The following is a 15,086-nucleotide window of genomic DNA, read 5'->3' as shown; positions in this document are numbered from 1 at the left end:
ACGGGGGTGGCGGATGGAGCCCGCGGTACTCGGCGGCAAACTGGCGTCCAGCCTGATCGCGCCGCTGGTGAAGAGACTGTTCGTGGCGGACGGGCCCGGCGCGGGGCTGGTCGACAAACCGGTGCGCCTGTCCAGCCTGGTCTCCTTCAAGGGCGAGAAGCGGAGACTGGGCGACAAGGACGTCCACAGACTGGCCCAGCACTTCGTCCAGCAGGCGATGGACTCCCCCGGCGAACGCCCCTTCCGGTCGGCCGAACAGACCGCGGTGGCCGACGCGTTGGCCCGTCGCCTGCTCGCCCTCGGCGACCTGGACATGGACGACGTCCAGGCCGTACGCCTGGGTCACCGCGAACTCGCCAAACAGCTCCACTATCAGGCGCCCGCCCCCGACGGCCTCTCCACCGACGCCTGCTACTTCCTCGACTCGGCCACCGAGTGGGCCTGCCTCCAGATCCTGGAGTTCTTCACCCGGCGCTCCACGTTCGTCGCCCGCACCCTGGTCGAACAGACCCGCACCCAGGCCGAACTGATCGCGCGCGTCGACGAGTTGATCGCCCGCACCCCACGCCCCGGCACCCAGGACCGCGCCTTCGAACGCCGCTACCTCCGGTACGTCGCCGAACGCCACAACCACATCACCATCTACGGCATCGACCTCCGCGACTCCCCGGACCGCTGGCCCCTGGAAGTCGCGTACCTGAGCCTGGAGGCGACGGCGACGGAGGAGCGCCCCCTGTCCGAGGGCCACCCCGGCGCCCACTACGACCTCCAACTCCCCGCGGAAGAAGCTCTCGTGTCCCACGACCGGGTCCTGCTGCGCGGCGACGCGGGCTCCGGCAAGACGACGTTGGTGCAGTGGCTGGCGGTGACGGCGGCGGCGGACGGCGACCGCATCCCGTACGTGCTCCCCCTGCGCACACTGATCCGCACCGGCCAACTCCCCTCCCCTGCCGACTTCCTGACGGCGGTCGGCTGCCCCCACACCCCGCCGGAGGGCTGGGCCGAACGTGTCCTGACCACCCGCCGGGCGCTGATCCTGGTCGACGGCCTGGACGAGATCCCGTCCGCCGACCGCCACCGCACCCGCGACTGGCTCCTCTCCCTGATCGGCGCCTTCCCCGGCAACCACTGGCTCCTGACCTCCCGCCCCACCGCGGTCCGCCCCGACTGGCTGGCGTCGGAGGGCTTCCGCGAACTGACCCTGGCCCCCATGCGCCGCCCCGAGGTGAAGACCTTCGTCGAGCGCTGGCACACGGCGGCCGAGGCCCCCGAGTACGAGGCCCCCCTCCTCGACTCTCTCCACACCAAACGCGACTTGGCCCGCCTCGCCACCAACCCCCTGATGTGCGGCCTGATCTGCGCCCTCCACCGCGAACGCCGGGGCTATCTCCCCACCGGCCGCAAGGAGTTGTACGACGCCGCCCTGACCATGCTGCTGGCCCGCCGGGACCGTGAGCGGGGCATGGGCGCGCTGGAAGGCGCCGAGCTGGGCGAGGAGGCCCAGCTGGAGATCCTCCAACGCCTCGCGTACGCGCTGGTGTTGAGCGGCCGCACGGAAATGGACCTGGAGACGGCGGAGGGAATCGTCGAACGCTGCCTGCCCACGGTCACGGGGACGGGCGACGCCAGAACGGTCCTACGGGACCTGCTCCTCAGAAGCGGCCTCCTCCGCCAACCCGCCGACGGCGTGGTCGACTTCATCCACCGCACCTTCCAGGACTACCTGGGCGCGCGCTACGCGGTCGAGGAGGGGCACCTCGACGTCCTCACCAGCCACGCGGACGACACCCAGTGGGAGGACGTCATCCGCATGGCGGTGGCCCACGCGAGGCCGCGCGAACGGGTCGTACTCCTACGGCAGTTGCTCGCCAGGAAGGAGCCCCGGCTGACGTTGCTGGCACTGGCCTGCCTGGAGCACGCGACGGCGTTGGACCCCGGGGTGCGGGCGGAGGTCGAGAGCCGTTCCGCCTCGCTGATCCCACCGCGCACCACAGCGGACGCACGCACGCTGACGGATGCCGGGCCCCTGGTGCTGGAGCTGTTGCCGGGACCGGAGGGACTGACGACGGAGGAAGCGCGGTGCGTCGCCGAGACCGCCTCGATGCTGGGCGGGCAGGAACCCACGGGCGCCCTGGCGGTGCTGCGCCGCTTCCGCGATCACCCGGCCTTCGACGTACGGCGTCAACTCGCGGGCACCTGGGACCGGTTCGACACCACGGAGTACGCGATCGAGGTGCTCGACCACCTGCACCGCGACGGTCTCTTCCTGCGCTGCGGATCACCCGGACAGCTGGCGGCACTGCGCCTCATGCGGCCCTGGCAGCGGTTGACGGTCAACGGCTCACCCGACCTGAGCGACGTCGTCGACGCCGTCCGTGATCCGGACGAGCTCGACCTCCTGAGTCTTGAGCACCACACGAGGGAGATCACCCTGGCCGAGCTGGCGGCCTTCCGGAACCTGCGCGCGCTGTGGCTCCAGGACTGCTTCGGCGTCCGGGATCTCACCCTCCTGTCAGAACTGCCGCTCACCGAGCTGGCGTTCAACCAGATCAACTCCCCGGCGGGCCTGTCGGCTCTGCACGGGCTCACCCGGCTCTCCCTGAACCAGACGTTCCAGGACGGGCACCTTTCCGACGTGCTGCCCGTGGACGCACCCCTGGAATACCTGTTCCTGGGCCAGGAGACGCTGGCCACCGCCGGCCTGCGCGGTCTGGAGAGCTGGCCGACGCTCACCGAGTTGAGCCTCGCCAGACCGCCCACCGCACCGAGCGCCACGGACTGGGGACACGTGGCACGACTGCCCGTCCTGCGGAGCCTCGTGCTGAACGCGTCCCTCAACCACTACGCCCTGGAGCTCATGCCGGAGCTGCCCTCCGTCGAAACCCTCCGCATGCCGTCCCAGCGCAAGGGCGACAAACACCTCCGCATCCTCGCCTCCCGCCTGCCGGGGCTGCGGACGGTGACCCTCAAGACACCCGGCAGAAGAGGCGTCCCTCTCGACACCTACGCGGAATTCTTCCCGACCGCCGAAGTAACCGACGACCGCCTCTGACCTGCCCCCGGACAAACGAAAGGGGCCGGTGCCAAAAGCACCGGCCCCTTTCTCAGCCGCAAAAACCCGAACCGCTGGGCCTTACGCCTCCTTGCTCAAATTCGGACCCGCGCCACCGGCAGCGGCATCCTCGATCGGCGGCACGTCGGGAAGCGCCGACTTCTCCTCACCCCGGAAGGTGAAGGTCTTGGCGTCGCCCTCGCCCTCCACGTCGACGACCACGATGTGGCCGGGACGCAGTTCGCCGAAGAGGATCTTCTCCGAGAGGGTGTCCTCGATCTCGCGCTGGATCGTGCGCCGCAGCGGACGCGCGCCCAGCACCGGGTCGTAACCCTTCTTGGAGAGGAGCTCCTTGGCGGCCTGGGAGAGCTCGATGCCCATGTCCCGGTCCTTGAGGCGCTCGTCCACCTTGCCGATCATCAGGTCGACGATCTGGAGGATGTCCTCCTGGGTGAGCTGCGGGAAGACGACGACGTCGTCGACACGGTTGAGGAACTCGGGGCGGAAGTGCTGCTTGAGCTCGTCCGAGACCTTGTTCTTCATGCGCTCGTAGTTGGACTTCGTGTCACCCGTGGCCGCGAAGCCCAGGTTGAAGCCCTTGGAGATGTCACGGGTTCCAAGGTTGGTCGTCATGATGATGACCGTGTTCTTGAAGTCCACGACCCGGCCCTGGGAGTCGGTCAGGCGACCGTCCTCCAGGATCTGGAGCAGCGAGTTGAAGATGTCCGGGTGGGCCTTCTCGACCTCGTCGAAGAGGACGACCGAGAACGGCTTGCGGCGGACCTTCTCCGTCAGCTGGCCGCCCTCTTCGTAGCCCACGTATCCGGGGGGCGAACCGAAGAGACGCGACACCGTGTGCTTCTCGCTGAACTCCGACATGTCGAGGGAGATCAGCGCGTCCTCGTCACCGAAGAGGAACTCGGCGAGCGCCTTGGACAGCTCCGTCTTACCGACACCGGACGGGCCGGCGAAGATGAACGAACCACCGGGACGCTTCGGGTCCTTGAGGCCCGCACGCGTACGACGGATCGCCTTCGAGAGCGCCTTGACGGCGTCCTTCTGGCCGATGACCCGCTTGTGGAGCTCGTCCTCCATGCGGAGCAGCCGCGAGGACTCCTCCTCGGTGAGCTTGAAGACCGGGATGCCGGTGGCGGTCGCGAGGACCTCGGCGATCAGCTCGCCGTCGACCTCGGCGACGACGTCCATGTCGCCGGCCTTCCACTCCTTCTCCCGCTTGGCCTTGGCGGCCAGGAGCTGCTTCTCCTTGTCGCGGAGGGAGGCGGCCTTCTCGAAGTCCTGCGAGTCGATCGCGGACTCCTTGTCACGGCGGACGCCGGCGATCTTCTCGTCGAACTCGCGGAGGTCCGGCGGCGCGGTCATCCGGCGGATGCGCATCCGGGAACCGGCCTCGTCGATCAGGTCGATCGCCTTGTCCGGCAGGAAGCGGTCCGAGATGTACCGGTCGGCCAGCGTGGCGGCCTGCACCAGCGCCTCGTCCGTGATGGATACACGGTGGTGCGCCTCGTACCGGTCGCGCAGACCCTTGAGGATCTCGATGGTGTGCGGCAGGGACGGCTCCGCGACCTGGATGGGCTGGAAGCGGCGCTCGAGGGCCGCGTCCTTCTCCAGGTGCTTGCGGTACTCGTCCAGCGTGGTGGCACCGATGGTCTGGAGCTCACCGCGGGCCAGCATCGGCTTCAGGATCGAAGCGGCGTCGATGGCGCCCTCGGCGGCACCCGCACCGACCAGCGTGTGCAGCTCGTCGATGAACAGGATGATGTCGCCGCGGGTGCGGATCTCCTTGAGGACCTTCTTCAGGCGCTCCTCGAAGTCACCGCGGTAGCGGGAGCCGGCGACCAGCGCGCCGAGGTCCAGGGTGTAGAGGTGCTTGTCCTTGAGGGTCTCGGGCACCTCGCCCTTGACGATGGCCTGGGCGAGACCCTCCACGACGGCGGTCTTGCCGACGCCGGGCTCACCGATCAGGACCGGGTTGTTCTTCGTACGGCGGGACAGCACCTGCATGACCCGCTCGATCTCCTTCTCGCGCCCGATGACCGGGTCGAGCTTGGACTCACGAGCGGCCTGGGTGAGGTTCCGGCCGAACTGGTCGAGGACCAGGGACGTCGAGGGGGTGCCCTCCGCAGGGCCGCCGGCGGTGGCGGTCTCCTTGCCCTGGTAACCGGAGAGCAGCTGGATCACCTGCTGCCGCACACGGTTGAGATCAGCGCCCAGCTTGACCAGGACCTGGGCGGCTACGCCCTCGCCCTCACGGATCAGGCCGAGCAGGATGTGCTCCGTGCCGATGTAGTTGTGGCCCAGCTGAAGGGCCTCGCGGAGCGACAGCTCCAGGACCTTCTTGGCACGGGGGGTGAAGGGGATGTGCCCGGACGGGGCCTGCTGCCCCTGCCCGATGATCTCCTCCACCTGCTGGCGGACCGCCTCGAGCGAAATCCCGAGGCTCTCCAGGGCCTTAGCGGCGACACCCTCACCCTCGTGGATGAGACCCAGGAGGATGTGCTCGGTGCCGATGTAGTTGTGGTTGAGCATCCGGGCTTCTTCCTGAGCCAGGACGACAACCCGCCGCGCGCGGTCGGTGAACCTCTCGAACATCGTTAATCGCTCCTCAGAGCGGTCAGGCAGTAAGGGGACGCTCCCCTCCCTGTCCTTCCGCAGCTTAGTCCCGCAAGCGGGGACCGCTCATTCCAACTGCCGACACCGGACCGAGATCCAACACTGCCTCCTGAACCCGAACGCCGACATCTGCTCCAACCTGATGGTGCGAGACGATGTTCCCGCAGGCCAGGCAGTTACCCTCACCATGAGTACGCCGATGGCGAACGTGAGACGCCCTTTTCTGCGTGTCGCCCCCTCCCACTAGGGATGTCTTACCCGTTCGCACTGACACTCCATGCCGAGTGCACCGGTTCCCTCCGCTACGGGCGAACAACCTTGCGCCGGTCGGCACCCCCGAACGCCCCCTTTTCCAGCACCCAGCGCATTCGCCGGGCCACCCAGCGTAACTCCCGGCCCGCTTCGGCGGTTGCTCTTGGCATGGCTGGCACAGTCCCCCCTCGCACCACGGTCCCGCTCCCTCGCCGCCCGCTCGACCCGGACGACCGACAGCGGCACTGGTACGAGAACGAACTGGGGTGGCGCACGGTGCCCGGGGAGCCGCTGAGGCTCGTCACCGGCCTGCGTTTCGACGTCCTGGACGTGCCGGTCGAGGCGGGCGCGGCGGCGCTGTGGCGGCTGGGCCCGGACTCCCCGGTGGCCGTTCGGGGCGACCGGATGCGGCTGCTGGTGGCCGCGGGCAGCGCGGAGGAACTCCCGGGGCTGCTGGACTGGCTGGAGTGGGGCGCGCTGGCGCCGGCGCTGGATCTGGTGGCGCTGGGCGCGGACGGGCACATGGAGGCGCCGTCGAGGCCCGGGGAACGGCCCCTGAGGGCGCCGCTGCCCGGAGCGGGGCCCGCGGAGGACCGATCGCTTCCTCCGGGCCGCTCGCGTCCCTTGCAGGGGGCCGCCGTATGGCTGCGGCCCCCCGAGCCGGGGTGCGAGGTCGAGGCCTCGCTGCCGACGCTGTCGGCCGTGGGGGGCGCCGGGGACGCCCCTGATCTCGTACGACTCGTGGACACGGTGGCGACTCAGTGCCACCGGGTCCGGCTGCGGCGCTCGTGCGCTCAGCCGTTGGCCTTCTCGTAGGCCTCGCGAATGGACGCGGGAACACGGCCGCGGTCGTTGACCTCGTAACCGTTCTCCTTGGCCCACGCGCGAATCTGCGCGGTGTCCTGGCTGCCGCCGGTAGCGGCGCGCGCCTTTCCACGGCCACCAGAAGCGCGGCCACCGGTACGGCGCCCGCCCTTCACGTAAGCCTCGAGAAGGCCACGGAGCTTGTCCGCATTCGCGGTGGTGAGATCGATCTCGTACGTCTTGCCGTCCAGCGCGAACGTCACCGTCTCGTCCGCCTCGCCGCCGTCGAGGTCGTCGACAAGAAGGACCTGAACCTTCTGTGCCACCGGATTTCCTTTCATCGATTACTTGCGGGCCTGGGGTCTGCGGCGTCCGCCGTTTCGCCGTCCCCTGTTATATGCAGTACTGCAGTACGTCGGAAAGCAAACCGCTTTTGCTGGAAAAACACAAACCCCTGGGAGAGACCCAGTGACCTCCCCGGCCCAGAAAGATGCGCGTTTCGGACATAGGGAACCTGGGCAGGGCGGCCAGGCCGAATTGAGCGGGGCGATCACAGATGCAGAAGCATCCGGCTGTTGCCCAAGGTGTTCGGTTTCACTCGTTCGAGACCGAGGAACTCCGCCACGCCCTCGTCATAGGAACGCAACAGCTCCGCGTAGACATCGGTGTCGACCGGCGTCTCACCGATCTCCACGAAGCCGTGCTTCGAGAAGAAGTCCACTTCGAAGGTGAGACAGAAAACGCGACGAACGCCTAGCCAACGAGCCGTGTGCAGCAACTTCTCCAGCAACTGATGGCCCACACCGGCGCCCTTCAGGCCGGGCTTCACCGCGAGAGTGCGGACTTCCGCGAGGTCTTCCCACATGACATGCAGTGCCCCGCAGCCGACGACCTCCGCGTTGTCGTCCCGTTCGGCGACCCAGAACTCCTGGATGTCCTCGTAAAGAGTCACCGTCGCTTTGTCGAGCAGGATGCGACCGCGGACGTAGGCGTCAAGGAGTCGGCGCACCGCCTCGACATCGCCCGTCCTGGCCCGCCGGACAGTGATGGCTTTCGCGGTGACTTCGGGGTGCTCTGCTGACATGAGCGGACGCTATCGCCCGCCGCCCGAGGCCGTGGAGCCGGGGTTCTGGACGCCATCCGCGGGTTCGGGTGTTTCCGGTCCCTGGACGATGCGTACGGCGCTGCGCAGGGCCTCTCGTTGTTCGTCGCTCATCATGCCGAAGAACGCGACGAGAGCGGCCGCGGGGTTGTCGCTCTGGGACCAGGCGTCGTTCATCAGGGCGGCCGAGTAGGCGGCTCGTGTGGAGACCGCCTCATATCGATAGGCCCGGCCTTCCGCCTCACGGCGCACCCAGCCCTTCTGATGGAGATTGTCCAGAACGGTCATGACCGTGGTGTACGCGATCGACCGTTCCTGCTGAAGGTCTTCCAGGACTTCTCGAACGGTCACCGGGCGGTTCCACTTCCACACCCGCGTCATGACCGAGTCTTCGAGTTCTCCCAATGGGCGAGGCACAGCTCAGAACCATAGTGGAAAAGGAACAAAAAGGGCGTACGACTCGGAAAGCACGCGCACGCGTGCGGGAGTCGTACGCCCTTGAAGGCGCCGCGGAAAGCGGAGGGTTCAGGCGTCGCCGGCCGAAGAGGCCTGGCGGGCGCTCTCCGCGCGCGCGATGGCGGCGTCGACGGCCGCGTCCTCCTTGGCCTTCATGGCCCCGCCCTGGGTCTTCACGATGACCCGGATCAGTCCGATGAAGAACACGGCCATGACGACCGGGGGCACGAGCGCGGAGACATAGTCCATGTCCTCCAGAGTAGCCACGGGCCCACGGGAGGACGGGGCGGGGTCGTTTCAGCCGGCCGCGAGCTGCTGCGGCGGGTTCGTGGGGGGCGGTGCCGGTTTGCGCCGGGGGAAGACCTCACCCGGGGTGGGGATGGGCCGGGACGGCTTCGGCGCCGCGGGCGAGGGCTTCGGCGAGGGCCGCTCACCGGGCCGTCCACCGGGCCGCTCCACGGGCTTGCGCACGGGCTCCTTCGCGTCCTCTCCGACGACATCCCCGGCACTTCCCGGAAGACCGCCGGACCGGCCTCCGGGGAGCGCCAGGAGGCGGGTGCGGGACGCGGGGACCGTCGGAGCGGGCCGGGCGGTCGTACGGCGGGCGAGGCGCGCGCGGACGTCGTGTTCGGCGAGCGTGAGGCAGCGGTCCAGGAGGACGGCGGCGGAGGGGTTGCCGCGCAGCGCCCTCAGCGCGGAGAGGTCGTCGACGTCCGGGCGGTACCCGGCGCCGAGCGCCTCCTCCAGGAGCGTGAGGTAGCCGGCGGTGGTGCCGGGCAAGGCGGCGCGGTACCGGGCGAGGTCGGCGACCAGGAAGGCGCGCAGCCGGACTCCCTCGCGTACCGCCTCGTCGAGGGATTCGGCGAGCCGGAGACAGTCCTGGACGTCCTCGGCCGAGGCGGTGCGGGGCTGGAGGGCGAGGGCGAGAGCGCGACGGAGCACACGCAGCTCCTCCGCACCGAACGCCATGCCGCCGCGGGATCCGTATGGCGTGGGCATGCGGCGACGATACGCGCTAATCAGACAAATTCGACATAGGGGGCGGGTGTGGCGTGGGGGTTTTCGCCTGATGGCGGGGGTGTTGGCATGCGCGGGGGGACGGGTCGGGGCGGGGGCATACGTGAGGGGGTACGGCGGGCGCGGTGGCACGCGCGCAGGCACACGCCGGGGGCGGCGGCACGCGCGCGGGGTCCACCCCTGAGGCGCCCGCAAGGTGGCCGGGCCGCCTCCTGGGTGTCCCGCGCGCGTGGTCACATCCGCGAGACGTTGCGCTCGTAGACCAGCCGCAGGCCGATCAGCGTCAGCCAGGGCTCGTGTTCGTCGATCACCGAGGCCTCGCCGAGGACCATGGGAGCGAGACCGCCCGTCGCGATGACGGTGACGTCCTCCGGGTCGTCGGCCAGCTCCTTGGCCATGCGGCCGACGACGCCGTCGACCTGGCCGGCGAAGCCGTAGACGATGCCCGACTGCATCGCCTCGACGGTGTTCTTGCCGATCACGGCGCGCGGCCTGGCCACCTCGATCTTGCGCAGCTGGGCGCCCCTGACGCCGAGGGCCTCGACCGAGATCTCGATACCGGGGGCGATGACACCGCCGATGTACTCCCCGCGCGCGGAGACCGCGTCGAAGGTGGTCGCCGTACCGAAGTCGACGACGATCGCCGGGCCTCCGTAGAGCTCGACGGCCGCGACCGCGTTGATGATGCGGTCGGCGCCGACCTCCTTGGGGTTGTCGGTGAGGATCGGGACGCCGGTCTTGACGCCCGGTTCGACGAGGACGGCGGGCACGTCGCCGTAGTAGCGGCGGGTCACCTCGCGCAGTTCGTGCAGGACGGACGGGACGGTGGCGCAGATCGCGATGCCGTCGATGCCGTCGCCCAGCTCCTCTCCGAGGAGCGGGTGCATGCCCATCAGGCCCTGGAGGAGCACGGCGAGCTCGTCGGCGGTGCGGCGCGCGTCCGTGGAGATCCGCCAGTGCTCGATGATCTCCTCGCCGTCGAACAGGCCCAGGACGGTGTGCGTGTTGCCCACGTCGATCGTGAGGAGCATGACTACTGCGCCTCACGGAGGTCGAGGCCGATGTCCAGGATCGGCGCGGAGTGGGTCAGGGCGCCCACGGCGAGGTAGTCCACCCCGGTGTCGGCGTACGCCTTGGCGTTGTCCAGGGTGAGCCGTCCCGAGGCCTCCAGGGCGGCGCGGCCGGCGACGATGCCGACGGCCTCCGCGCACTCTCCGGGCGTGAAGTTGTCCAGGAGGATCAGGTCGGCGCCGGCGTCCAGGACGTCGCGGAGCTGGTGCAGGGTGTCGACCTCGACCTCGATCGGCACGTCCGGGAAGGCCTCCCGTACGGCCTTGAAGGCCTGGGCGACGCCGCCGGCGGCGACCACGTGGTTGTCCTTGACGAGGGCCGCGTCCGACAGGGACATGCGGTGGTTGACCCCGTCGCCGCAGCGCACCGCGTACTTCTCCAGGGAGCGCAGTCCCGGTGTCGTCTTGCGGGTGTCGCGGACCTTGGTCCTGGTGCCCTCCAGGGCGTCCGCCCACGCGCGCGTGGCGGTCGCGATGCCGGAGAGCCGGCACAGCAGGTTGAGCGCGCTGCGCTCCGCGGTCAGCAGGTCACGCGTGCGCGTGGTGACCGACAGGAGCTGCTGGCCGGCCTCCACGCGGTCGCCGTCCTCCACGTGCCGCTCGACCTCGAACTCGTCGGTGCAGACCACGGAGATCACCGCTTCGGCGATCCGGAGGCCCGCCACGACACCGGCCTCGCGCGCGGTGAAGTCGGCGGTGGCGACGGCCTCTTCGGGGATGGTCGCCACGGTCGTCACGTCGACGCCGCCCGCCAGGTCCTCCTGGACGGCGACATTGGCGATGTCCTCGACCTCCAGGGGGTCGAGTCCGGCGTCGGCCAGGAGTTCGGCGAGCGCGGGGTCGAGACCGCACACCCCGTACTCTGCGGCCTCCTCGTCGGCGCCCGCGCCACAGGCACAGCCGTCGCCGCAGCCGCCGCTCTCGGCGAGGGGAAGGTCGTGGGTGCTCACTTCTGTCACTGCTCCTGGGGACGGTGCTGCCGGGTCGGGGGGAAGTCTGCGGTGTCCGTGGTGTCCACGGCCAGCGTGCGGTCGGGATTCAGCCGTACGACGATGTGGCGGCGCCAGGCGGTGTCGTCACGGTCGGCGTGGTCCTCGCGCCAGTGGCAGCCGCGGGTCTCGTCGCGCCGGGCGGCGGCGGTGACCAGGACGCGGGCCACGCACAGGAGGTTGGTGGCCTCCCAGGTGTCGACGCCGGGCTCGGCGGTCTTGCCGTTCTCGTCGAGGGCGTCGCGGGCGTCCGTGTGCAGCTGCTGGAGCTGTGCCGCGGCCCGGGTGAGGGAGTCGGCGGAGCGCAGGACGCCCGCGCCCTCGGTCATGATCCGCTGGATCGCGAACCGGGCCTCGGGGGCGAGCAGCGGGTGCGCGGGCTTCTGGGGGTGCGGGACCGGCTCGGGCACACGCGCGTGGAGGGCGTTGCCGGCCTGGTTCCCGGTGATGTCGGCGACGATGCGCTCGGCGTAGACGAGGCCTTCGAGGAGCGAGTTCGAGGCGAGCCGGTTCGCGCCGTGCACACCGGTGCAGGCGACCTCCCCGCAGGCATACAGCCCGGGGACGGTCGTACGGCCCCGGGAGTCGGTGCGGACGCCGCCGGAGGCGTAGTGGGCGGCCGGGGCGACCGGGACGGGCTCGGTGACCGGGTCGATGCCGTGGCTGCGGCAGGCGGCGAGGATCGTCGGGAAGCGGTGCTCCCACATGTCGGCGCCGAAGTGCCGGGCGTCGAGGAACATGTGCTCGGCGTCCTGCTCCAGCATCCGCCGCGTGATGGCCTTGGCGACGATGTCCCGGGGCGCCAGCTCGGCCAGCTCGTGCTGACCCACCATGAAGCGCACGCCCTCGGCGTCGACCAGATGGGCACCCTCACCGCGCACCGCCTCGGAGACGAGGGGCTGCTGGCCCTCCGCGTCGGCGCCGAGGAACAGCACGGTCGGGTGGAACTGCACGAACTCCAGGTCGGAGACCTCGGCGCCCGCGCGGAGGGCGAGCGCGACCCCGTCACCGGTCGACACGGACGGGTTGGTGGTCGCCGAGAAGACCTGCCCCATGCCGCCGGTCGCGAGGACCACCGCGGGCGCGTGCACGGCGCCGACGCCGTCGTGCTGGCCCTCGCCCATGACGTGCAGGCTCACGCCCGCGGTGCGCCCCTCGGCGTCCGTCAGGAGGTCCAGCACGAGCGCGTTCTCGATCGTGCGCAGGCCACGCGCGTGTACGGCCTCGACGAGCGCCCTGGAAACCTCAGCGCCGGTCGCGTCGCCGCCCGCGTGCGCGATCCGGCGCCGGTGGTGACCGCCCTCGCGGGCCAGCTCCAGGCCCCCTTCGGAGGACTCGTCGAAGTGGGCGCCGGTCTCGATGAGCCGCCGTACGGCGTCGGGGCCCTCGGTGACGAGGATGCGCACGGCCTCCTCGTCGCACAGGCCCGCGCCCGCCACCAGGGTGTCGTCCAGGTGCTGTTCGGGGGTGTCGCCCTCCCCGAGGGCCGCGGCGATGCCGCCCTGGGCCCAGCGGGTGGAGCCGTCGTCGAGGCGGGCCTTGGTGACCACGACCGTCCGCAGCCCGGCCGCCTCGCAGCGCAGGGCCGCCGTCAGACCGGCCACTCCGGAGCCGACGACCACCACGTCCGCGTCGATGGACCATCCGGGGGCGGGTGCGTGCAGTCGTATGCCTGTGCTGGTCACGAGGCGGCTCCGAGGGTTCCGAAAGCGAGTGGGATGTTGTCGATCAGCCGGGTCGTGCCGACCCGGGCGGCGACCGCGAGGACGGCCTCGCCGGTGAAGTCCTCGTCGACGTCCGTGAAGTCGGACGGGTCGACCAGGGCGAGGTAGTCCAGGACGAGCGGCGGGTCCAGCCGGGCCGCGTCGTCGAGGACCAGGCGGGCTGCCGCGCGGACGGACGCCGGGCTGCCGGGGCCGGGGGCCGCCTTGGCGACGGCGTGCGCGTCGGCCGCCGCGCGGGACTCCCCGATGGCGCTGAGGGCCTCGGCACGCGCGTGCGAGGCGGGCACCTCGCGGGCCCGGGCACGCAGCGCCTCCTGGGCGGCGTGCCGGTCGCGGCCCGCGAACAGGGCCTGGGAGAGGGCGAGCGCGGTACGCCGCTCCCGGGGGGACAGATAGCGGTTGCGGCTGGACAGGGCCAGCCCGTCGGCCTCGCGCACGGTCGGCACGCCGACGATCTCCGTGCCGAAGTTCAGGTCGCGCACCATGCGGCGGATCAGGGCCAGCTGCTGGGCGTCCTTCTGGCCGAACAGGGCGACATCGGGGCGGGTGAGGTGCAGCAGCTTGGCGACGACGGTGAGCATGCCGTCGAAGTGGCCCGGGCGGACCGCGCCCTCCAGACGTTCGCCCATGGGGCCCGCGGAGATGCGCACCTGGGGTTCGCCGCCGGGGTAGACCTCGTCCACGGAGGGCGCGAACACGACGTCGGCGCCCGCCTGTTCGGCGATCTTGAGGTCGGCGTCCAGGGTGCGCGGATAGCGGTCGAGGTCCTCGCCCTGGCCGAACTGAAGCGGGTTCACGAAGACGGTGACCACGACCTCGCCGTCCGGTCCCGCGACCTCGCGCGCGGTGCGGACCAGCGTGGCGTGGCCCTCGTGCAGGGCGCCCATAGTCATCACGACGGCGCGGCGGCCCGCACGCGTGCGTGCGTGCAGTTCGTCGGCGGTGCGCAACAGGGTGGTGGTCATCCGGCATCTCCCTCGGCGCCGTTGGCGAGTACCCCGAGGAGGTCCTCGGCGAGTTCCGGCTTCAGCAGCCCGTGGGCCAGGGCGCGGTCGGCCGTGGCGCGGGCCATCGCCAGATAGCCGGCGACGGTCTGCGGGGCGTGCTTGCGCAGCTCGGTGACGTGCGCGGCGACGGTGCCCGCGTCCCCGCGCGCGACGGGGCCGGTGAGCGCCGCGTCGCCGGAGCGCAGGGCGTTGTCCAGGGCGGCGCCCAGCAGCGGGCCGAGCATCCGGTCGGGGGCCTCGACGCCGGCCGTGCGCAGCAGCTCCATGGACTCGGCGACCAGGGTGACCAGGTGGTTGGCGCCCAGGGCGAGGGCCGCGTGGTACAGCGGGCGGTTCTCCTCGGCGATCCACTCGGGCTCGCCGCCCATCTCGATCACCAGGGCCTCGGCGGCCAGCCGCAGTTCCTCGGGCGCGGTGACCCCGAAGGAGCACCCGGCGAGCCGCTGGACGTCCACCGGGGTGCCCGTGAAGGTCATCGCGGGGTGCAGCGCGAGCGGCAGTGCGCCCGCCCGCAGCGCGGGGTCCAGGACCTGCGTGCCGTACCGCCCGGAAGTGTGCACGAGCAGCTGCCCGGGGCGCACGGCCCCGGTGTCGGCGAGGCCCTCCACGAGGCCGGGCAAGGCGTCGTCAGGGACGGTCAGCAGCACCAGGTCGGAGCGCTCCAGGACCTGCGCGGGCGTCACGACCGGCACGTCCGGGAGCATCAGCGCGGCCCGTCGCCTGGACGCGTCGGAGACCCCGGAGACGGCCACCGGGCGGTGCCCGGCCAGCTGGAGGGAGGCGGCCAGCGCGGGACCCACCCGGCCGGCGCCGACGACACCGACGGCGAGCCGCGCGGGGCGGTCCTTGGGCTCTGGCTGTTGGAATGTACTCACGCGACGGCGGCCTTCCCGTTCCAGTCCGCTCCGGGTACCGGACGATTTCTCGTCATGTTAACGCGATCGGTTCGAGGGGCGTCCGGTTGTCCACAGGCTGTGGGTTG

At 70.8% G+C, this 15,086-nt stretch carries 13 protein-coding genes; 2 read left to right on the top strand and 11 right to left on the bottom strand.

Annotated elements, in window-relative coordinates:
* The first annotated feature begins 13 nt into the window (after positions 1 to 13).
* Complete coding sequence (locus tag ACIRB1_RS32840) at positions 14 to 3,052, top strand: NACHT domain-containing protein (protein ID WP_403467934.1); 3,039 nt, start codon at positions 14 to 16, stop codon at positions 3,050 to 3,052.
* An 81-nt stretch (positions 3,053 to 3,133) separates the two neighbouring features.
* Here the strand turns inward: ACIRB1_RS32840 and ACIRB1_RS32835 are convergent, their stop codons facing one another.
* A complete protein-coding gene (locus tag ACIRB1_RS32835; RefSeq protein ID WP_328830748.1) occupies positions 3,134 to 5,662 on the bottom strand; it encodes an ATP-dependent Clp protease ATP-binding subunit in 2,529 nt (842 codons plus the stop codon).
* Between the two features lie 441 nt (positions 5,663 to 6,103).
* Here ACIRB1_RS32835 and ACIRB1_RS32830 point away from each other — a divergent pair, with 441 nt between their 5' ends.
* Entirely contained in the window at positions 6,104 to 6,751 is a 648-nt protein-coding gene (locus ACIRB1_RS32830; protein WP_403467933.1) for an SCO3374 family protein, read from the top strand.
* On the opposite strand, the gene ACIRB1_RS32825 is transcribed toward ACIRB1_RS32830, so the two are convergent.
* The 10 genes from ACIRB1_RS32825 to ACIRB1_RS32780 form a co-directional block, all read right to left on the bottom strand.
* Positions 6,730 to 7,065, bottom strand: coding sequence for an Lsr2 family protein (locus ACIRB1_RS32825; RefSeq protein WP_055512928.1), 336 nt, complete (start codon positions 7,063 to 7,065; stop codon positions 6,730 to 6,732). The genes ACIRB1_RS32830 and ACIRB1_RS32825 overlap by 22 nt on opposite strands.
* A 224-nt stretch (positions 7,066 to 7,289) precedes the next feature.
* Positions 7,290 to 7,823 carry an amino-acid N-acetyltransferase gene (locus tag ACIRB1_RS32820; RefSeq protein WP_019064250.1) on the bottom strand — a complete coding sequence of 178 codons (534 nt, stop codon included), beginning with the start codon at positions 7,821 to 7,823 and terminating at the stop codon, positions 7,290 to 7,292.
* A gap of 9 nt (positions 7,824 to 7,832) precedes the next feature.
* Positions 7,833 to 8,222: a BlaI/MecI/CopY family transcriptional regulator gene (locus ACIRB1_RS32815; protein ID WP_403467932.1), complete on the bottom strand. Its 390-nt coding sequence runs from the start codon at positions 8,220 to 8,222 to the stop codon at positions 7,833 to 7,835.
* A gap of 144 nt (positions 8,223 to 8,366) precedes the next feature.
* Positions 8,367 to 8,546 (bottom strand): hypothetical protein, encoded by a 180-nt coding sequence (locus ACIRB1_RS32810; RefSeq protein WP_266769788.1) that lies wholly within the window; start codon positions 8,544 to 8,546, stop codon positions 8,367 to 8,369.
* A gap of 48 nt (positions 8,547 to 8,594) precedes the next feature.
* Entirely contained in the window at positions 8,595 to 9,266 is a 672-nt protein-coding gene (locus ACIRB1_RS32805) for a hypothetical protein (protein ID WP_403467951.1), read from the bottom strand.
* Positions 9,267 to 9,547: 281 nt separating this feature from the next.
* Positions 9,548 to 10,345, bottom strand: a complete 798-nt coding sequence (locus tag ACIRB1_RS32800; RefSeq protein ID WP_352184053.1) for a type III pantothenate kinase — start codon at positions 10,343 to 10,345, stop codon at positions 9,548 to 9,550.
* Between the two features lie 2 nt (positions 10,346 to 10,347).
* On the bottom strand, positions 10,348 to 11,334 hold the full coding sequence (gene nadC, locus ACIRB1_RS32795; RefSeq protein WP_403467931.1) for a carboxylating nicotinate-nucleotide diphosphorylase: 987 nt from the start codon (positions 11,332 to 11,334) through the stop codon (positions 10,348 to 10,350).
* A gap of 5 nt (positions 11,335 to 11,339) precedes the next feature.
* On the bottom strand, positions 11,340 to 13,058 hold the full coding sequence (locus ACIRB1_RS32790) for an L-aspartate oxidase (RefSeq protein WP_403467930.1): 1,719 nt from the start codon (positions 13,056 to 13,058) through the stop codon (positions 11,340 to 11,342).
* Positions 13,055 to 14,062, bottom strand: a complete 1,008-nt coding sequence (gene panC / locus ACIRB1_RS32785; protein ID WP_352184050.1) for a pantoate--beta-alanine ligase — start codon at positions 14,060 to 14,062, stop codon at positions 13,055 to 13,057. The genes ACIRB1_RS32790 and panC overlap by 4 nt, the downstream gene beginning before the upstream one ends.
* Positions 14,059 to 14,979, bottom strand: coding sequence for a DUF2520 domain-containing protein (locus ACIRB1_RS32780; RefSeq protein WP_352184049.1), 921 nt, complete (start codon positions 14,977 to 14,979; stop codon positions 14,059 to 14,061). The genes panC and ACIRB1_RS32780 overlap by 4 nt, the downstream gene beginning before the upstream one ends.
* Positions 14,980 to 15,086 lie beyond the last annotated feature (107 nt).

Source organism: Streptomyces sp. NPDC096013 (genome assembly GCF_044763565.1).
GTDB lineage: Bacteria > Actinomycetota > Actinomycetes > Streptomycetales > Streptomycetaceae > Streptomyces.
Note: the sequence above shows the minus strand (reverse complement) of the source record. Positions and strands in the feature narration are given on the sequence as shown.